This is a genomic window from Nonomuraea sp. NPDC059194 (assembly GCF_042754765.1).
GTDB lineage: Bacteria > Actinomycetota > Actinomycetes > Streptosporangiales > Streptosporangiaceae > Nonomuraea.
Window position 1 is genome coordinate 18,907 of record NZ_JBHZBH010000016.1, and the last position, 18,500, is coordinate 37,406.

Genomic DNA, 18,500 nt, shown 5'->3' on the forward strand with positions numbered 1-18,500 from the left:
TCGTACCTTCGTCCGCGCCGGTCTCAGACCTGGCGGGTGTTCACGCCTCTCGCGACGTCCTCGGCGATCGCCTGGTCCGTGGTGAAGTGGTTGTCGACGTTCTTGCGCACCCTGTCGCCGGCGTCGAGGAATTCCTTGGGCAGCTCGTCGCAACGGGTGAGGATCTGGGGCGGGTTCACGCCGCCGAAGTGGCTGGCGAAGAAGGCGTCACCCTCGGTGCTGCCGGGCCCCCATGGCTCGGCGTCCATGGCTTGGCGCAGCTTGGCCGTGAGCTCGGGCAGCTGTCGTTCGATCTCCTCGGCCAGGGCCTTCCACTGGGAGACTCCCGTGTAGGCAGTGGCCTTGACGACCTCGAAGCCGGACCAGTCGCTCATCGCTTGCCGCTCATCTGGTCGGCGAGCTGGTTCATCACGGTCTCGAGGTCACCGTCGAGATGCGCCCGCATCTGCTCGACGGGGATCAACGGCTCGAAGATCTCGATGATCTGCGCCCGCGCCTCCGCCGTCGCCCTGTGGATGGTCTCGGCGATCGCGTCGGCCAGGCCTCGCGCGTCCGGCCGACGGTAGATGCGCGGGTCGATGTCGAGCCTGACCAGCTCGCCGCGCGCTCCGACCGTCACCGTGACCAGGCCGTCGCGCGAGGTCGCCGTCACCTGGACGGACTTGGCCTTGGTGTGCAGCTCGGCGCCCTTGTCCTGAAGCTGCATGAAGGTCGCGCGCAACTCGTCCGCGTACGCCTGCAGGCCCGCGGAGTCGCGTTCCCCGAAGGACTCCATGTCACCTCTCCAGCCACACCATGCGCATACACATCGCAGGTGTTTCTAGCTAGTTTCAGCCACATGAACATCATCCGACAAGATTGTTGGCGAGTTTGATCTTTTAGCCGGGGTATGTCAGGGGGACGGAGCTTTCGCGCAGGTCGTCCACCTGGGCGCGGGGCACCCACCGGCGGTAGACGCCGCGCTCGATCCGCTCCATGCCGAGCGCCACGGCCTCGGGAGCCGAGCCGCCCAGATACTCCAGCAGCAGCTTGCCGTCGCGCTCGTCGTGGACCTGGAACTCCATGCCGCGCCACGTGCACACGGTGGTCACGAACCAGATCGCCTCGCAGTCGTCCGCGGGCACGGTCATCACGTGGCAGCCGGGCTCGACCTCGGTGAAACCCTCGGAGGGCTCCTCGCGGCGCAGGCGCATCCAGAGCTCGAACCCCGACGAGTCGGGGCTGGCGGGATAGTCGACGCCCCGCCACCTGGCGCGATAGGTGTGCCAGCTCATGAGCCCTCCGGCCTGACGACCAGGAGCCACTGGCGCAGGTCGCCCTGGTAGATGGCGCGCCTGTACTGCCTGCCGTCGTGGGTCAGCTCCCAGATCTCCGCGCCGTGGGTGAGGCCCACGCCGTACACCTTGTACTCGCGGATCACCTGGTCGACGTTGGGCACCAGGCCGAGGCCGACGAACGGCGGCTCCTCGACCACCCACCCGGCGACCGCGTCGCGCCGCTCCTCGTCCAGCCCGCCGTACGGCGTGCGGTAGAGGTCGAGCCCCACGGGACGCCAGCGCAGCATGTTGAGCGCGCCCTCGGGGGTGACGAAGTCGGGCTGCCCGAGCGCGGCGGCCAGCACGGCGGGCGTGGCGATGTGCGAGACGTCGAGCGCGTGGTGGCAGTAGCCGGAGACCCTGGAGTCGTCGCCCACCAGTAGGTCGTGGACGTCGGGCAGGCGCAGCAGCTTCTGCATCACGGGGACGCCCGACCCGGGGGCGAGGGTGAGGTCCTGGACCAGGGTGGGGACGGCGAGTCTGGCGACCGTACCCGACTCCAGGTAGAAGTTCGCCGGCAGGCCGGGGTTGACGGCCAGCCCCCAGCGCGGATCGGGCCAGCCGGCGGCCAGCTCCACCATCGAGGTGATCCGGAAGTACTCGGTGTGGCCGCCGAGGATCGCGCCCATCGCCTCGGCCGAGGTGTAGGCCGCCAGCCACGTCCGTTCCTCGTCGCGGAAGGTGGGCCAGGTGATCGGCTCGGACCCCTCGAAGGCGGCCCTGGACATCGGCAGCGCGAAGTCGGCGTCCTTCAGCATGCTCAGGCACAGGGCGGTGTTGCCTGCCTCGAAGGCCGCCCAGAGCTGTTCCTCGAAAGGACTGGACGGGTTGTACACGTTGATCACCTTAGCCAACGCTCGTTCCGTATTCGCATGTCATGGGGTCCATCTGGGAACACCCGCCAGAGAGGGCTCGTGACTTCGGGGGAGGTTGGCCCTATGGCTATCCACACGGAACGCGTGACCGGATGGGTCGGCTGGATCTGGTTCGGCGGCATGCTGATGATCATGTCGGGGATCTTCAACATCATCACCGGCCTGAACGCCATCATCAACGACGAGGTCTACGTGCAGACCTTCACGCGGCTGCTGCTGTTCGACCTGACCGGATGGGGCTGGATCCACCTGATCTGGGGTGTCCTGCTCACCGCCACCGGTGTCGGGGTGAGCTTCGGCAAGGACTGGGCGCGCGTGGTGGCCGTCATCCTGGTCATGATCAACGCCATCACGCAGCTCACCTGGATCGCGGTCAACCCGTGGTGGTCGCTGGCGATCATCGCCGTCGACGTCCTGGTCCTGTACGCGCTGATCGTCCACGGCCGCGAGGCCAAGGCGCTCGCGGAGTGAATGCCGGTTTTGGGAGTTTTGCGGACTTCCGTATAACCGGCATCGGGAAAGACGCACTCATGGCCTCTGTACGGCCGGGCGCGGTCGTTCGCGCGTCCGGGGAGGACACGCACGACCACGCCGAGAACGACAGGAAGACAGGAACGTCATGAGTCACCTCATCGCCATCTCCTACCCGGACGTCAACACCGCCAGCCTGGTCCGCGACCGGCTGTTCGAGATGCAGAAGCAGAAGCTCATCACGCTCGCCGACGCGTGCGTCGTCGAGCGCAGGCAGGACGGGAAGATCAAGCTGCACCAGGCCGCCAGCATGACCGGCATGGGCGCGGCCAGCGGCGCGCTGTGGGGCGGCCTGATCGGGCTGCTGTTCTTCATGCCGTTGCTCGGCATGGCCCTCGGCGCGGCGGGCGGCGCGGCCGGTGGCGCGCTCACCGACGTGGGCGTCGACGACAAGTTCATGAAGGACCTCGGCGCCAAGCTGGAGCCGGGCACCGCCGCGCTGTTCCTGCTGGTCGTGCAGAGCACGCCGGACAAGGTCATCCCCGACATCGCCCAGTACGGCGGGCACATCCTGCAGACCTCGCTCGGCCACGAGGAGGAGGAGCAGCTGCGCGAAACCGTCAAGGCCGCCCAGGGCGTCAACGCCTGACAGCCCGGCTCTCAGTCCCTTCCTTGGCGTACGAGACGAGATGGTCGATCTCCACGAACCCGGCCTCGTCGAACACCGCCCACGTGGGGTGCCCGTCGGCCTGCTTGCCGTCGGCGTACAGAATCGTCTCCGACGCCCCGTTCCGGTGGAGGAGGGTGACGGCCTCGTTCAGCATCGCCCGCTCGAAGGCGTCGTCGGCGTGGAGGGCGTCCGTGCCGAACCACCAAAGCACGCCGACGTCGCCGGTCGGCGTCTGGACGACGGCTTCGGCGGCGAGGTCGTCCTTGCGGTTGCGCAGCCACCAGCCGGGCGGGACCGTGCTACGGACCGTCTCGACGAGCGGGCACGCCTCCGCGCACCGGACCTCTGTCGTGGCGCGGCGCAGGTAGCGCCACGAGTCCCGGCTGGAGAACCCGGCGTGCTCCATCACCTTGCGGGTCACGGGCCGGCGTCCCGAAGGAAGGGCGGAAGGGCCGAGGCCCACCGTGGACTCGAAGGCGTGCACGGTTCGGCTGCCGCTCAGCTCGTCAAGGACATGGGAGACGAGCGCCTCGACGACGACCAGGATCTCCCGGCCGTGCAACCACAGGATGAGCCCGTCGCCGTCGTCCCGGCGAACCGCGTAGGACACCGCGCCCAGCACCTGGCCGTCCGCATCGACCATCACCTCGGTTCTGGGGCTGTCGAGCCGGGCCCACGGGGCGGGGTCGCGGCGGCACGTTCCCCTGATGGCCTCCTCGAGCGTCTCGGGCGAGCACATCGGCTGGCCCGGCAGGTGGTCGGCCTCGACCAGCGCGAGCACGGCCGTCTGGTCCGAGGGATCGTAGGGGCGGATCGCGATGTCGAGCGCCGGCCCCGGGTCGGACGGGCGGCAATGAGTGAGGATGTCCGTCGCGGACAGGGTGTTGCCGGTGCGCGCGGCGGTCTTCATCGCGGCCGCGGCCGTCGACGCCGCGGTTTCCGGCGGGACCACCAGGAGCATGAATCCGTCCTGGTCGCCGCGGACCAGCCGGACCGTGTCAGCCGTTCCCATGGAGTCGCTGACCCGGAGGAAGCGCCCGTCGACCATGAGGTGGGCGGGGCCGTCGTCCCAGGCTGCCAGGTCGAGCCTGACCCGCAGGATGGGGCCGAGCAGGGTGTCGAGCGTACGCACGAGGGAGGGGAGCTCACGGCGGAAGTCGGTGGAGTACGGCCACCAGGCGCCGTCGAGCGCTCCGTCGCGGGTGAGAGTCGGTTCGAGGCGGACCCGGGCGATCGCTGGGGGCTGGGGGGCGACGGGTGAGAGGTGCATGTCGTGGTTCGGCATCAGAGTGCCGCCCGTCTCCGGCACACAGGCCGGCTCTGTCTGAGGCGACGCCGACGTGGTTGTCGACATGCGAAAGGTCCCAGGTGACTTTCACTTTACGCCTGTGGGCGGCGAAGGGGGTCACAGCATCCGTACCACGTGCTACCTTTGAAGGAGTTGCAGTTCTGGTACCCATGAACGTTGTGTGCGCCTGCAGGCCTGGGGCGCATTTGTTTTTTCCGGTCATCTCCGGATGGGTCATTGCGGCGACGTGGGATCCGTGAGGTACGGATTTCAGTACTGCGCCTATCGAAGGAGATCGAGATGGCAACCGGCATCGTCAAGTGGTTCAACGCTGAAAAGGGCTTCGGCTTCATCGCCCAGGACGGCGGCGGCGCCGACGTCTTCGCCCACTACTCCAACATCGCCTCGCAGGGCTACCGCGAGCTCCACGAGGGGCAGAAGGTCAGCTTCGACGTCACGCAGGGCCAGAAGGGCCCGCAGGCGGAGAACATCGTTCCCGTCGTCTGACGTATTCGCGGCATCATGAGCCGGGGTCCGGTCCTGTAAGGGACCGGGCCCCGGTTCGCGTTTCGGGGACGTCCCCCGTAGGGAAGGTGTCAATACCCGGCCCCCGGCCGTATAGAACCCGTCAAGAACGACAAAACTCCTTAAATCTCCCGGTTTGCTGGCCTTGAAAGCACTGTCCGGACCTGAGGAGTGGGGATGGCTGACGTCATCTTCGTCGCCCTGACGATCGCGATCTTCGTGATCTTCGGGCTTGTCGTTAAGGCGGTGGAGCGCCTGTGAGCGCCGTGAACGCCGCTGGTTTGATCGTGGCCGTCGCTCTGGTGGTCTTCATCGTCGTGGCCCTGCTCTTCCCCGAGCGGTTCTGATGGGCTGGCTCTTCATCGCGTCGCTGATCGTCGCGCTGGCCGTGGCGTACCGGCCGCTCGGCGACCACATGTACCGCGTCTACAGCAGCGCCAAGGACACCGCCGTCGAGCGCTTCGTCTACCGCCTGCTCGGCGTCCGCGCCGACGCCGAGCAGCGGTGGGCCGGCTACGCCCGCAGCCTGCTCGCGTTCTCGGTGATCTCGATCCTGTTCGTGTACGGCATGCAGCGCCTGCAGGACAAGCTGTGGCTCTCGCTCGGCTTCCCGCCCGTGACCGACCACGTCGCGTGGAACACCGCGATCAGCTTCGTCACCAACACCAACTGGCAGGCCTACTCGGGCGAGAGCACCATGGGCCACCTGGTGCAGATGGCGGCGCTCGCCGTACAGAACTTCGTGTCGGCCGCGGTCGGCATGGCGGTGGCGATCGCGCTGGTGCGCGGCTTCGCCCGCAGGGGCGCCGACACCGTCGGCAACTTCTGGGTGGACCTGGTGCGCGGCAGCCTGCGCATCCTGCTGCCCATCGCGGTCGTCGGCGCGCTGGTCCTCGTGGCGGGCGGTCTGGTGCAGAACTTCACCGGCCCGCACGAGATCACGACGCTCGCCGGCGGCACCCAGAACCTGACCGGCGGCCCGGTGGCCAGCCAGGAGGTCATCAAGGAGCTGGGCACCAACGGCGGCGGCTTCTACAACACCAACTCGGCCCACCCGTTCGAGAACGCCACGGCCTGGACGAACTGGTTCGAGATCTTCCTGATTCTCCTCATCCCGATCTGCCTGACCCGCACCTTCGGCAGGATGGTCGGCCAGCTCCGCCAGGGCTACGCGATCCTCGCCGTGATGGCCACGATCGCCGTCGTCAGCGTCGTGCTCACCAACGTCTTCGAGCTCCAGGGCGACGCCACCGTTCCGCAGGCGGTCGGCGCCGCGATGGAGGGCAAGGACGTGCGGTTCGGCGTCGCCAACTCCGCGACGTTCGCCGCCGCGACCACGCTGACGAGCACCGGCGCCGTGAACTCCTTCCACGACTCCTACACGCCGTTCGGCGGCATGATGACGCTGTTCAACATGATGCTGGGCGAGGTCGCCCCCGGCGGTGTCGGCGCGGGCCTGTACGGCATGCTCATCCTCGCCGTGATCACCGTGTTCGTCGCGGGACTCATGGTCGGCAGGACGCCCGAGTACCTCGGCAAGAAGATCGGCGCCCGCGAGATCAAGCTGGCCTCGATGTACTTCCTGGTCACCCCGATCCTGGTGCTGGTCGGCACGGCCGTGGCCATGGGCAACCAGGCGGGCCTGGCGGCCATGCTGAACAGCGGCCCGCACGGCTTCTCCGAGATCCTCTACGCCTTCACCAGCGCGTCGAACAACAACGGCTCCGCCTTCGGCGGCGTCACGGTGAACACCCCGTGGTACGACGTGGCGCTCGGCCTGTGCATGGTGCTCGGCCGGTTCCTGCCGATCATCTTCGTCCTGGCTCTGGCGGGCTCGCTGGCCAAGCAGACGCCCGTGCCGGAGTCGGCGGGCACGTTGCCGACCCACCGGCCGCAGTTCGTCGGCATGGTCGTCGGCGTGACGATCGTCCTGGTCGCGCTGACCTTCCTCCCCGCCCTGGCGCTTGGCCCGCTCGCAGAAGGACTCTCGTCATGACGACCCACCTGGCCGAGGCGCCGAAGACCGCTCCCGCGCCCGGCGGCCTGTTCGACCCCAAACAGCTCGTCAGGTCGCTGCCCGACGCGCTCGTCAAGCTGAACCCCGTCACGCTCTGGCGCAACCCCGTGATGCTGATCGTGGAGATCGGCGCGGTGTTCACCACCGTCCTGGCGGTCCTCGACCCGTCCTTCTTCGCCTGGGCGATCGTGGTCTGGCTCTGGCTGACCGTCCTGTTCGCCAACCTGGCCGAGGCGGTCGCCGAGGGCAGGGGCAAGGCGCAGGCGGCGACGCTGCGCGCCGCCAAGCGCGACACCACGGCCCGCCGCCTCAGGAGCCGCACCTCCACCGAGTGGGACACGGTGGGTGCCCCCGAACTCAAGCAGGGCGACTTCGTGATCGTCGAGGCCGGTGAGATCATCCCCGGTGACGGCGACGTCGTCGAGGGCATCGCGAGCGTGGACGAGTCGGCGATCACCGGCGAGTCCGCGCCGGTGATCAGGGAGTCCGGCGGCGACAGGTCCGCGGTGACCGGCGGCACCAAGGTGCTGTCCGACAAGATCATCGTGCAGATCACCCAGAAGCCGGGCGAGAGCTTCATCGACCGGATGATCTCCCTGGTCGAGGGCGCGAACCGGCAGAAGACGCCGAACGAGATCGCGCTCAACATCCTGCTGGCCGCGCTGACCATCATCTTCCTGGTCGCCACCGTCACCATGCAGCCGCTCGCGATCTACGCCAAGAACGTGAACCCGGGCGTCCCCGACTCGCTGGCGCTCACTGGCGACGGCGTGACCGGTGTCGTGCTGGTCTCGCTGCTGGTCTGCCTCATCCCGACCACGATCGGCGCGCTGCTGTCGGCGATCGGCATCGCGGGCATGGACCGGCTGGTCCAGCGCAACGTGCTGGCCATGTCGGGCCGCGCGGTCGAGGCCGCAGGCGACGTGAGCACGCTGCTGCTGGACAAGACCGGCACCATCACGCTGGGCAACCGGCAGGCGGCGGAGTTCGTGCCCGTCGCGGGGGTGCCGGAGATGGAGCTGGCGCGGGCGGCGCAGCTGTCCAGCCTGGCCGACGAGACGCCCGAGGGCCGCTCGATCGTGGTCTACGCCAAGACGGCCCACGGCCTGCGCGAGCGGGAGCCCGGCGAGCTGGCCCACGCCGAGTGGGTGCCGTTCACCGCGCAGACCCGCATGTCGGGGGTGAACCTCGACGGCAGGCAGGTCCGCAAGGGCGCCGCCACGGCCGTCATGAAGTGGGTGCGCGACCAGGGCGGCCACCCGACCGACGAGGTCGGCCACATCGTGGACGGGATCTCCGGCTCGGGCGGCACCCCGCTGGTCGTGGCCGAGAAGGGCCGCGTGCTCGGCGTCATCCACCTCAAGGACGTCGTCAAGCAGGGCATGCGGGAGCGGTTCGACGAGATGCGCCGCATGGGCATCCGCACCGTCATGATCACCGGTGACAACCCGCTGACCGCCAGGGCCATCGCCGACGAGGCGGGCGTGGACGACTTCCTGGCCGAGGCCACGCCCGAGGACAAGCTCGCCCTCATCAAGCAGGAGCAGGCGGGCGGCCGCCTGGTCGCCATGACGGGTGACGGCACCAACGACGCCCCCGCGCTCGCCCAGTCGGACGTCGGCGTGGCCATGAACACCGGCACGTCGGCCGCCAAGGAGGCCGGCAACATGGTCGACCTCGACTCCAACCCGACCAAGCTCATCGAGATCGTGGAGATCGGCAAGCAGTTGCTGATCACGCGTGGCGCGCTGACCACGTTCTCGATCGCCAACGACATCGCCAAGTACTTCGCGATCATTCCCGCGATGTTCGCCGCGGTGTACCCGGGCCTGGACGCGCTCAACATCATGCGCCTTGCCAGCCCGCAGTCGGCGATCCTGTCCGCGGTCATCTTCAACGCGATCATCATCGTCGCGCTGATCCCGCTGGCCCTGCGCGGCGTGCGCTACCGGCCGTCCAGCGCCTCGAAGCTGCTCAGCCGCAACCTTTCTCTCTACGGCCTGGGCGGCATCGTCGCGCCCTTCGTCGGCATCAAGCTCATCGACCTTCTCATCCAGTTCCTTCCGGGGATGTCGTAAATGGAACGCCTGCCCAGCTGGATTCGCCAGCACCTCGCCGCCGTCCGCGCGGTCATCGTCCTGACCCTGGTCCTCGGTGGGATCTACCCGCTCGTGGTCACCGGGGTCGCCCAGGCCGTGTTCAACGACAAGGCCAACGGCTCCCTCGTGGAGAACAACGGCAAGACGGTGGGGAGCGCCCTCGTCGGCCAGCTCTTCACCGACAAGGACGGCAACGCCGTCCGGAAGTACTTCCAGAGCCGGCCGTCGGCGGCCGGGGACGGCTACGACATGCTGTCCACCGCGGCGAGCAACCTCGGTCCCGAGGACGTCGTCGACACCCTGCCCGTCCCGGGCGTCGAAGACGAGGGCAGGGCTTCGCTGCTCACCCAGGTGTGCGCCCGCTCCAAGGCGGTCGGCGAGCTGGAGGGCGTCAGCGGCGCCAGGCCGTACTGCACGCCCGACGGCGTGGGCGCGGTGCTGAAGGTGTTCCCCGCCGTGGGCACGCCGACCAGGGCCGTCAGCGTCAACCAGGCCTGCCCGGCGCGGCCCTTCGCCGCCACCTTCGAGGGCGTCACGGTCGAGTGCGGCAAGCCGGGCGAGGACTACGCGGCCGGCCGTACCGTGCCCGTCCGCGGTACGGCGGGGCCGCCCGTGGTGCCCGCGGACGCGGTCACGGCCAGCGGCTCCGGCCTGGACCCGCACATCTCGGTCGCCTACGCCGAGCTCCAGGCGCTCCGCGTGGCGAAAGCGCGCGGGATCGCCGTGGCGAGCGTGAACGAGCTCATCAGGGAGCACACCACCGGCAGGGCGCTCGGGTTCATGGGCGAGCCCGCGGTGAACGTGCTCGACCTCAACCTGGCCCTCGACAAGGGGTAGCGCGATGGCACGCGGGCGGCTGAGGGTCTACCTGGGCGCGGCGCCCGGCGTGGGCAAGACCTTCGCGATGCTCTGCGAAGGACGCAGAGGGCTTGACCGGGGCAGGGACGTCGTCGTGGGATTCGTCGAGACCCACGACCGTCCCCGCACCGCCGAGCTCCTCGACGGCATGGAGATCGTCCCTCGCCGGACGATCCACTACCGGGGCGCCACCTTCACCGAGCTCGACGTGGACGCCGTCATCGCCCGAGCGCCGAAGATCGCGCTCATCGACGAGCTGGCGCACACGAACGTGCCGGGGTCCAGGAACGCCAAGCGCTGGCTGGACATCGAGGAGATCCTCGACGCCGGCATCGACGTCATCTCCACGGTCAACATCCAGCACCTGGAGTCGCTCAACGACGTCGTCCAGCAGATCACCGGCATCCCGCAGCGGGAGACCGTCCCCGACGAGGTGGTGCGCCGCGCCGACCAGATCGAGCTGGTCGACATGTCGCCCGAGGCGCTGCGGCGGCGGATGGCCCACGGCAACATCTACGCTCCGGAGAAGGTGAACGCCGCCCTGTCCAACTACTTCAGGGTCGGCAACCTGACCGCGCTGCGCGAGCTGGCTCTGCTGTGGGTCGCGGGCAAGGTCGACGAGCAGCTCGACCGCTACCGCGCCGACCACGGGATCGCCACCACGTGGGAGGCGCGCGAGCGCGTGGTCGTAGCCCTGACCGGCGGCCCAGAGGGCGACACTCTGGTACGGCGGGCCGCCCGCGTCGCCGCCAGGACCAAGGGCGCCGACCTGCTGGCCGTCCACGTCACCAGCGCCGACGGCCTGTCCGGCGGCGACCCCGCCAACCTCGCCAGGCAGCGCACGCTGGTGGAGAGCCTGGGCGGCACCTACCACCAGGTGGTCGGCGACGACATCCCGCGCGCCCTGCTCGACTTCGCCGGCGGCGTCAACGCCACCCAGCTCGTGCTCGGCGCCTCCAGGCGTGGCAGGTTCGCGCAGATCTTCTCCCGCGGGGTCGGCGTGGAGACCACCGCGCTGTCGGGCTCGATCGACGTGCACATGATCACGCACGCCGAGGCGAAGAGGGGCCGCCACCGTCCTTCACGCGCCCGCGCGGCGCTGACAAGGAAGCGGCGGGTGACCGGATGGGCCGTCGCCATCGCCGGCATGATCGCGCTGACCGCGGCGCTGACCCCGTTCAGGGACGAGCTGTCGCTGCCGACCGAGATCCTCTTCTACCTGACCACGGTCGTCGGCGTCGCCCTCATCGGCGGCATGTGGCCGGCCATCACCGCGGCCGTCGGCGGGTCGCTGCTGCTCAACTGGTTCTTCACCCCGCCGATCGGCGAGTTCACGATCTCCGACCCGGAGAACCTGTTCGCGCTGGTCGTGTTCGTCGTGGTCGCCGCCATGGTGAGCACGATCGTGGACGTGGCGGCCCGCCGTACGAGAGAGGCGGCCAGGGCGGGCGCGGACGCCGAGATCCTCGCCACGCTGGCCGGGCACGTGCTGCGCGGCGAGGCCGCGCTGCCCTCGCTGCTGGCCAGGCTGAGGGAGACGTTCGGGCTGACCTCCGTCACGCTGCTCGAACGGCAGCCCGACACCGGCGGCATGCCGGACGACCACACCGACCCTGACGCCTGGCGGATCATCGCCACCACCGGCGGCCCGCCCTGCACCTCCCCTTCGGCCGCCGACACCGACGTGGTCATCGACGAGAACCTGGTGCTGGCCGCCCGCGGGCGGCTGCTCGACGCGGCCGACCGCCGGGTCCTGGAGGCGTTCGCCGCCGAGACCGCGGTCGCGCTGCGCCAGCGGCGCCTGGAAGAGGCGGCGGGGCGGGCCGAACCGCTGGCCGAGGCGGACCGGATGCGCACCGCGCTACTGGCCGCCGTCAGCCACGACCTGCGCACTCCGCTGGCCTCGGCCAAGGCTGCCGTGGAGAGCCTGAGCAACACCGCGATCGACTGGAGCCCCGAGGACCGCCGCGAGCTGCTGGCCACCGCCGACGAGTCGCTGGCCAAACTCGACCGCCTGGTCGCCAACCTGCTCGACATGAGCCGCCTGCAGGCGGGCGTGCTCGGGCTCTCGCTGGAGCACGTCGCCGTGGAGGAGGTCGTGCCCCGCGCGATCGACGACCTCGGCCCGCTGCGCGACAGGGTCGACGGCGACATCTCCGTCGACCTGCCCGAGATCAGCGCCGATCCCGCGCTGCTCGAACGCGTGCTGGTCAACCTGATGACCAACGCGGTCCGCCACAGCCCGCAGGAGGCGAATGTGCTCATCACCGCGAGCCGGCACGGCGACCGCGTCGAGATCCGCGTGATCGACCGGGGCCCCGGCGTCCCGCCCGAGGCGCACGACCGCATCTTCCTGCCGTTCCAGCGCCTGGGCGACCGCGACAACGACACCGGCGTCGGGCTCGGCCTCGCGCTCTCGCGAGGGCTGGCCGAGGCCATGGGCGGCACCCTCGTCCCCGACGAGACACCAGGGGGAGGTCTCACCATGATCCTCACGCTTCCCGTCTCGTCTCAGGCGGTGCTCGCGTGACCCGCGTGCTCGTCGTCGACGACGAACCGCAGATCCTGCGCGCGCTGCGCATCAACCTGGCCGCGCGCCACTACGACGTGGCCGTGGCCGCCGACGGCGGATCGGCGCTCAGGGAGGCCGCCGAACGGCACCCCGACCTCGTCCTCCTCGACCTCGGACTGCCCGACCTCGACGGCGTCGACGTCATCCACGGCCTGCGCGGATGGACGTCGGTGCCCATCCTGGTGCTGTCCGGCAGGACGGGGAACCAGGACAAGATCGAGGCGCTGGACGCCGGGGCGGACGACTACGTCACCAAGCCGTTCAACATCGAGGAACTGCTGGCCCGCATGCGGGCCGTCACCCGCAGGACCGGCCTCCACGAGGCCGAGCTCGCGCGCATCCAGATCGGCGACCGGGTCGTCGACCTGACGAACAAGACGGTCTCCGACGGGGTACGGCTGACGCCCACCGAGTGGCACATCCTGGAGATCCTGCTGCGTAACCCGGGCAAACTGGTCAGCCAGCGGTACCTGCTGAGCGAGGTCTGGGGCCCGAAGTACGTCAAGGAGACGCACTACCTGCGCCAGTACATGGCCCAGCTGCGGCGCAAACTCGAACGCGACCCGGCGCGGCCGGACCATCTGATCACCGAGCCGGGTATGGGGTACCGCTTCATCCCGCTCGCCTGAACCCCGCCTCCACTGGGTCACGGACCGGCCCGCGGGCTTCCTTCGTCGGCCGTGGTCGGCTGAGAGTGGCTGACCATGGTGGGCTGAGGCTCGCTGGGCGGGGGGCCGACGTGAGCGGGCACGTCGGCCCGGCTGCTGTCAGGGAAGCAGCTCGATCGCCAGCGTGAGGGCGGCGACGACGACGATCAGGGCGAGGAGCCCGAGCGCCTCAGGCCGCAGTTTCGGGGGCTTCATCATGCTTCTTCCGATGCGGGTGGGGAGGAAGGGCGGGCCACCGGAATGCATCACAGTCCTCCTTCGCGTCGGGCCAGGTCCTGCTCGAGCGCGCACATCAGGCGGCTCCCTCGGCCGGGCGGGTCATCGCGCCCGCCGGGTCGACGACGACGCCCATGACGTCCAGGTCCCTGAGCATGCCGCGCAGGGCGGGCTCGCTGAGCCGTACCCACTGCTGGTCGGAGCCGAGCACCTTGACCAGACGCAGGGGGGAGGTGAAGGCCACTGCGGTCTTCTCGCCCGCCGCCGTGCGGAACAACCGGAGCGAGGCGCTGAGCCGGCCCTGCCGGACTGGGATGAATAGCGGCACTTCTGACATGTGATTCCTCCTGGGGAACTCGTCCAGAAAGTGACGCTATGGCGGCTCGTGTCCTGTCGAGTGCGTCCGATACGGGATCTGGACGGCGCGCGCCGAAACCCTGACGGGTGATTGACACGAGCCCTTACGGTGGCTCGATCGGCATCAATATCGCGTCAGGGTTCGTCGGCAAGGCGAAGGGATGTCGTAGTGATTTGCCCTATACGTCCGGAAATGCGATGAGATGAATTATGGCATTCATTCGGGAAAGGCCGCCGGTGGAATTTCTGATGACCGGAGGGTTCGTGGTGAGCGTCGCGGCCTGCGCCGCCGTGGCGGCCCTCGTTCCTGAGGGCACGCCGCGCGTGGTCGCGATGGCCGCTGTGGCGGGGACGTTCGCGATCTGGTCGCGCAGCCCGCTCGCCGCGGCCGCCACTGCGCTGATGACGTGGCTCTTCACGACGGGTTTCCTGGTGAACGCCGCGGGGGAGCTGACCTTCACCCGATCTGACCTGGTCAGGCTCGGGGTGTTCGGCACCGCGGCGCTCGTGGGGCTGGTCGCTGGGGCATTGTTCCGGGTCGTCCGGGCCCGCGACGAGCGACGTTCCTTCGTGTCGCTGTGGCGCCGGGGCCCGATCCAGGTTCGCGACTACGTGGAGCAGGCGGTTCGCCTCACCTCTCGAACCTGAGGTTCTGGAGCGCCTCGGTGTGCCCCGCGATCGAGCGGGCGAAGGACTCCTCGGCGGCCTGGAGGCGGTCCCGCAGGGCGTTCAGGTCGAAGGGGTTTCGCGCCTGGTCGCCCAACACGGCGTCGAGGAGCTCCTGGCCCTGGCGCGACGCGTCGTCCTGCGCCGCCCGCACGGCCTGCGTCACCGAGTCGGCGAGCGTCGCGCTGTCCTGGCGCATCGCCCGCGGGTCAAGGGTCACCTCGCGCAGCCGTCCTGTGTGATCGACGCTCGCCCTCACCAAGCCTTCGGCCGCTTCTCCCGCGCCGGTGACGCGCTCGAATTCCGCGGTCGCTTCACGAATCCTGCGGAGCGAGCGCTCGCTCTCGCTGAGCATCCGGTCGAGGTCGTTCTCGGAAGCCATCATGCGCTCAGATCTAACAGCTCGCGAGTCGCGACAATTCGCCATTGACGTTTTTTTCACGCGAAATATATGTATAGAGGATTCGGGGACTATGAAGGATAAAAGCGTCAGCTCCAGCGTGATCGGCAAGACCGCCAAAGCGGTGGACCTGGCGCTCACGGTGCCGCTCACGGGATTCCGGGCCAACGTCAAGCCACAGACCGACCTGCCGTCTGACACGTTCGGGATGGTGGGCGACCTGATCCTCGGCAGCACCTATCGCGACATCCAGGACATCACCGAGGGCCTGATCGGCGACGCGGTGGCGGTCACCCAGTCCTGGACGCGGCTGCTCGGATACGCGAAGCGGAACTGGGAGACCGCCGAGGAGCTCAGCATGCGGGACGCCATGGCCGTGAGGTCCTTTCTATGACGATGCCGCCCGGCTTCGGCCCGCCCCTTCCTCCGGGTCACCCCCTGTCGCCCTTCCCCCCGGTGCAGGGTCCCCCGCCGGTGCCGCGTCCCCCTTGGGCACCGGGTCCTCCACCTACGCCGGTTCCTGCGCCGGGGCAGTTCGGGCCGCCGCATCCCAGCTATTCGACGGGCCCGCCGCTGAGGTCGCTCGCATCGCCCGGCGCCGCGCACCCCTTCATGGGCACGACGCCGCCGTCCTCCGTCCCGAAAACACCCTCGTCGGCCGTGCGGATCTGGCGCATCGCGACGGGCATGAGCGTCATGGCCCTCGCCACCTACCTGCTGGTGGAGGGCGCGCAGGGCAACGAGGAGGCGATCAGGCAGGCCAAGACGAGCTGGATCAACGCCCTCGGCGGCACGCTCGGCCTGGAAGGGCAGATCCTGCCCGGCATCCAAACGGTCCGGGAGGCGATGGCCGTCGGGTGGGACACCGACGACCAGCTCGCCTTCAAGATCGCGCTCAACGCCTTCAACAGCCAGCTGGGCGCGCTGAAGACGTCGGTGGAGTACATGGGCGAAGGGCTCGGCCACCTCGCCGACGCCTACGCCGACTTCGACACGGCACTGCGGCTCATGGGCGCCTCGCTCATCATCGCGCTGACCGGGCTGATGATCGCGCGAGTGTTTCCCGCCACCGCGGCGGCGGCGATGTTCAGCGAGGCCGCCGCGGCCAAGTCGGCGAACATCGCGGTGATCGCCGTCATTCTCCAGCTCGAAGGCTTCGTCGCGAACATGGCGTTCAACCTGCGCGATCTTCGTAGCGCCCTGCTGAACATCAAGACGGTACTGCCCGCCGGGGGAGGGGCGATCTCCTTCAAGGCCGCCGAGATCAACACACAGGGGCTGCCTCCCTTCCAGCCGCCCCCCGAGCGCGGCCCCGGGCAGCGGCGGCAACTCCCTGCCGGCAGCGAGGACTTCGACTGGGAACTGGAGGACTCGTAGGCGTGCACCCAGGAGCCCAGGAGCCCCGGGAGCGAACCCCGTGGAGGACTAGCCGACGTGCACCTGGGGGCGCTTGGAGACGTCGGGCTCGGCCTGGCGCAGCACCTCACGAGTCAGCGGCGGCACGTCACCGCCGCCGAACAGCAGGTAGCGCAGCATCGCAGTAACGGGGTTGCCCTCCACCCAGTGGAAGTAGACGTGCGGCTTCTTCCCCGTGAGGTCGCGCAGGTAGAGCAGGATCGCCGCGATCGTGTTGGGGACGTTGGAGCTGCTGACCTTGAGGATGCGGTAGCCGTGGCGCTCCTCGCCGACCACCTTCAGGTCCGACGAGAACTCCGACGCGTCGGCGATGGTCACCTCGAGGAAGAGCACAGGCTCGTCCGCCGGCAGGTGGTGGTGCTCCCTGGCCTCGCCTTCCTTCTCCGCGTACTCGCGCGGGTCCCGCTCGTCGGGCTCGTTGGCGATCAGGTGCAGCGGGCCGTCGATCCCCTCCACCAGGCGCAGGGCGGTGGGGTCGAACTCGATGTGGCCGACCCGCAGCTCGGTCGAGCGGGTGGCCCTGGAGATGATCGAGGTGACGACGATGGCCAGCACGAAGAACAGCGCGATCTGCAGGCCGTCGGGGCGCTCGACGATGTTGACCACGGTCGTGTAGCCGAGGACCAGCGAGATCGTCGCGAACGCGTACGTGGCGGGGCGCCTTCCCCTGCGGTGGTTGGAGATCGTGACGGCCACGGCGGCCGACAGGATCAGCGCGAGCACGCCCGTGGCGTACGCGCCGCCCTGGGACTCGACGTCGGCGCCGAACATGATGGTGATCAGCACGGAGATCGCGGTGAAGACCAGGACCAGCGGCCTGATGGCGCGGGTCCAGTCCGGGGCCATGCCGTACCTGGGCAGGTAGCGGGGCACGATGTTGAGCAGGCCCGTCAGGGCGGAGGCGCCGGCGAACCACAGGATGGCGATGGTGCTGACGTCGTAGACGGTGCCGAACAGGTCGCCGAGGTACTCGTGGGCGAGGTAGGCCAGCGCGCGCCCGCTCGCCTTGCCGCCCTCCTCGAACTCCTCGTGCGGGATGAGGATCGCCGTGGCGAAGCTGCTGGCGATCAGGAAACCGCTCATGATCAGCGCGGCGGTGGTGAGCAGTCGCCGCGCGCCCTTGATGCGCTCCTCCAGGCTGCCCTGGATCTGCGGCATGACCGCGACACCCGTCTCGAACCCGGACAGGCCGAGTGCGAGCTTGGGCAGGACGAGGAGGGAGACGCCGATCATCGCCAGCGGCCCCGCGTGCCCGGTCGTCAGGGCCTCCTGCCAGTTCGCCACCAGCTCCGGATGCTCGATCACCTGGAACAGGCCCACGCCCACGACGACGACGTTGAGCGAGAGGTACACGGCGACCAGGACGACCGCGAGCCCGATGGCTTCGCTGAAGCCGCGCAGGAAGATCGCGCCCAGCGCCACGATCAGCAGGATCGTGACGAGGACCTCCTGGCCGTGGAGGACCTCGGGGACGAAGGGATTCTCCACGATGTGCGCGGTGGCGTCGGAGGCCGACAGGGTGATCGTGAAGATGAACGCCGTTGCCACGAAGCCGAGCAGCACCAGCACCAGCAGCTTGCCCCACCAGTGCGGGAGCAGGCGCTCCAGCATGGCGATGGAACCCAGGCCGCGGGGGCTCTCCGCGGCCACCGCCCGATAGGTGGGCAGCGCGCCGAACAGGGTGAGCATCACCAGCAGCGACGTCGCGACGGGGGAGAGCGCCCCGGCCGCCAGGGCGGCGATGCCCGGCTGGTAGCCCAGCGTGGAGAAGTAGTCGACGCCCGTGAGGCACATCGTCTTCCACCACGGGTGCTGCTTGTCGGGATGCTCCTCGTGCATGCCCGAGGAATGGCGATCCTCCGGCTTCAGACCGTCCAGCAACCAGGCCTTGACCGACCTGTCGCCGGCGGCCTCCGTCGTCGTGGACATATCCTCACCCTTCGTGCGCCCCGTGGGGCACCAGGGTAGCGACTGGGCGAATTCACCCCTCGCGGGCATGGGTGCTCACGACGTGGTGAGGGGCGATCGCGTCTCCCTTCGCTTCCCCTCCTCCGAGGGCCGGTCCAAACGAGGGGTTCGTCGGCTG

21 protein-coding genes are annotated in these 18,500 nt (G+C 69.2%); 12 read left to right on the top strand and 9 right to left on the bottom strand.

Annotated features, from left to right (window positions below; genetic code table 11):
• Positions 1 to 23: 23 nt before the first annotated feature.
• From ACFXJ8_RS20385 to ACFXJ8_RS20400, 4 genes are all read right to left on the bottom strand, one after another.
• Positions 24 to 374 (bottom strand): hypothetical protein, encoded by a 351-nt coding sequence (locus ACFXJ8_RS20385; protein ID WP_379645479.1) that lies wholly within the window; start codon positions 372 to 374, stop codon positions 24 to 26.
• Positions 371 to 775 (bottom strand): YbaB/EbfC family nucleoid-associated protein, encoded by a 405-nt coding sequence (locus tag ACFXJ8_RS20390; RefSeq protein WP_379645480.1) that lies wholly within the window; start codon positions 773 to 775, stop codon positions 371 to 373. The genes ACFXJ8_RS20385 and ACFXJ8_RS20390 overlap by 4 nt, the downstream gene beginning before the upstream one ends.
• 103 nt (positions 776 to 878) lie before the next feature.
• Positions 879 to 1,274: a hypothetical protein gene (locus ACFXJ8_RS20395; protein WP_379645481.1), complete on the bottom strand. Its 396-nt coding sequence runs from the start codon at positions 1,272 to 1,274 to the stop codon at positions 879 to 881.
• Positions 1,271 to 2,161 (bottom strand): SseB family protein, encoded by an 891-nt coding sequence (locus tag ACFXJ8_RS20400; protein ID WP_379645627.1) that lies wholly within the window; start codon positions 2,159 to 2,161, stop codon positions 1,271 to 1,273. The genes ACFXJ8_RS20395 and ACFXJ8_RS20400 overlap by 4 nt, the downstream gene beginning before the upstream one ends.
• Positions 2,162 to 2,254: 93 nt before the next feature.
• On the opposite strand from ACFXJ8_RS20400, the gene ACFXJ8_RS20405 reads away from it, so the two are divergent.
• Both ACFXJ8_RS20405 and ACFXJ8_RS20410 read left to right on the top strand, forming a co-directional pair.
• Complete coding sequence (locus ACFXJ8_RS20405; protein WP_379645482.1) at positions 2,255 to 2,662, top strand: hypothetical protein; 408 nt, start codon at positions 2,255 to 2,257, stop codon at positions 2,660 to 2,662.
• Positions 2,663 to 2,810: 148 nt separating this feature from the next.
• Positions 2,811 to 3,311: a DUF1269 domain-containing protein gene (locus tag ACFXJ8_RS20410; RefSeq protein WP_379645483.1), complete on the top strand. Its 501-nt coding sequence runs from the start codon at positions 2,811 to 2,813 to the stop codon at positions 3,309 to 3,311.
• Here ACFXJ8_RS20410 and ACFXJ8_RS20415 read toward each other — a convergent pair.
• Positions 3,301 to 4,617, bottom strand: a complete 1,317-nt coding sequence (locus ACFXJ8_RS20415; protein ID WP_379645484.1) for a DUF5994 family protein — start codon at positions 4,615 to 4,617, stop codon at positions 3,301 to 3,303. The two genes, ACFXJ8_RS20410 and ACFXJ8_RS20415, sit on opposite strands and share 11 nt — an antisense overlap.
• Positions 4,618 to 4,920: 303 nt before the next feature.
• On the opposite strand from ACFXJ8_RS20415, the gene ACFXJ8_RS20420 reads away from it, so the two are divergent.
• The 7 genes from ACFXJ8_RS20420 (at position 4,921) to ACFXJ8_RS20450 (ending at position 13,320) form a co-directional block, all read left to right on the top strand.
• Positions 4,921 to 5,127, top strand: coding sequence for a cold-shock protein (locus ACFXJ8_RS20420; RefSeq protein ID WP_379574641.1), 207 nt, complete (start codon positions 4,921 to 4,923; stop codon positions 5,125 to 5,127).
• 275 nt (positions 5,128 to 5,402) lie between these two features.
• On the top strand, positions 5,403 to 5,492 hold the full coding sequence (kdpF, locus tag ACFXJ8_RS20425; RefSeq protein WP_379645485.1) for a K(+)-transporting ATPase subunit F: 90 nt from the start codon (positions 5,403 to 5,405) through the stop codon (positions 5,490 to 5,492).
• On the top strand, positions 5,492 to 7,141 hold the full coding sequence (gene kdpA, locus ACFXJ8_RS20430; RefSeq protein ID WP_379645486.1) for a potassium-transporting ATPase subunit KdpA: 1,650 nt from the start codon (positions 5,492 to 5,494) through the stop codon (positions 7,139 to 7,141). Before kdpF ends, kdpA begins: the two co-directional genes overlap by 1 nt.
• Positions 7,138 to 9,240: a potassium-transporting ATPase subunit KdpB gene (kdpB, locus tag ACFXJ8_RS20435; RefSeq protein WP_379645487.1), complete on the top strand. Its 2,103-nt coding sequence runs from the start codon at positions 7,138 to 7,140 to the stop codon at positions 9,238 to 9,240. The genes kdpA and kdpB overlap by 4 nt, the downstream gene beginning before the upstream one ends.
• Positions 9,241 to 10,098 (top strand): potassium-transporting ATPase subunit C, encoded by an 858-nt coding sequence (locus ACFXJ8_RS20440; RefSeq protein ID WP_379645488.1) that lies wholly within the window; start codon positions 9,241 to 9,243, stop codon positions 10,096 to 10,098.
• Positions 10,099 to 10,102: 4 nt separating this feature from the next.
• The gene (locus tag ACFXJ8_RS20445) at positions 10,103 to 12,649 is read left to right on the top strand and encodes a DUF4118 domain-containing protein (protein WP_379645489.1); all 2,547 of its coding nucleotides are present in this window, start codon (positions 10,103 to 10,105) and stop codon (positions 12,647 to 12,649) included.
• A complete protein-coding gene (locus tag ACFXJ8_RS20450; protein ID WP_379645490.1) occupies positions 12,646 to 13,320 on the top strand; it encodes a response regulator in 675 nt (224 codons plus the stop codon). Before ACFXJ8_RS20445 ends, ACFXJ8_RS20450 begins: the two co-directional genes overlap by 4 nt.
• A gap of 331 nt (positions 13,321 to 13,651) precedes the next feature.
• Here the strand turns inward: ACFXJ8_RS20450 and ACFXJ8_RS20455 are convergent, their stop codons facing one another.
• Positions 13,652 to 13,912 carry an SAV_915 family protein gene (locus tag ACFXJ8_RS20455; protein ID WP_379645491.1) on the bottom strand — a complete coding sequence of 87 codons (261 nt, stop codon included), beginning with the start codon at positions 13,910 to 13,912 and terminating at the stop codon, positions 13,652 to 13,654.
• A 269-nt stretch (positions 13,913 to 14,181) separates the two neighbouring features.
• Between ACFXJ8_RS20455 and ACFXJ8_RS20460 the strand changes: the two genes are divergently transcribed.
• Entirely contained in the window at positions 14,182 to 14,580 is a 399-nt protein-coding gene (locus tag ACFXJ8_RS20460) for a hypothetical protein (RefSeq protein WP_379645492.1), read from the top strand.
• Here ACFXJ8_RS20460 and ACFXJ8_RS20465 read toward each other — a convergent pair.
• A complete protein-coding gene (locus ACFXJ8_RS20465) occupies positions 14,564 to 14,983 on the bottom strand; it encodes a YbaB/EbfC family nucleoid-associated protein (RefSeq protein WP_379645493.1) in 420 nt (139 codons plus the stop codon). The two genes, ACFXJ8_RS20460 and ACFXJ8_RS20465, sit on opposite strands and share 17 nt — an antisense overlap.
• An 88-nt stretch (positions 14,984 to 15,071) precedes the next feature.
• On the opposite strand from ACFXJ8_RS20465, the gene ACFXJ8_RS20470 reads away from it, so the two are divergent.
• Positions 15,072 to 15,392, top strand: coding sequence for a hypothetical protein (locus ACFXJ8_RS20470; protein WP_379645494.1), 321 nt, complete (start codon positions 15,072 to 15,074; stop codon positions 15,390 to 15,392).
• A gap of 160 nt (positions 15,393 to 15,552) precedes the next feature.
• On the opposite strand, the gene ACFXJ8_RS20475 is transcribed toward ACFXJ8_RS20470, so the two are convergent.
• The gene (locus ACFXJ8_RS20475) at positions 15,553 to 15,696 is read right to left on the bottom strand and encodes a hypothetical protein (RefSeq protein WP_379645495.1); all 144 of its coding nucleotides are present in this window, start codon (positions 15,694 to 15,696) and stop codon (positions 15,553 to 15,555) included.
• Here ACFXJ8_RS20475 and ACFXJ8_RS20480 point away from each other — a divergent pair.
• Complete coding sequence (locus ACFXJ8_RS20480) at positions 15,686 to 16,375, top strand: hypothetical protein (RefSeq protein WP_379645496.1); 690 nt, start codon at positions 15,686 to 15,688, stop codon at positions 16,373 to 16,375. The genes ACFXJ8_RS20475 and ACFXJ8_RS20480 overlap by 11 nt on opposite strands.
• Positions 16,376 to 16,423: 48 nt before the next feature.
• On the opposite strand, the gene ACFXJ8_RS20485 is transcribed toward ACFXJ8_RS20480, so the two are convergent.
• A complete protein-coding gene (locus ACFXJ8_RS20485; RefSeq protein ID WP_379645497.1) occupies positions 16,424 to 18,343 on the bottom strand; it encodes an amino acid transporter in 1,920 nt (639 codons plus the stop codon).
• Between the last annotated feature and the right edge of the window lie 157 nt (positions 18,344 to 18,500).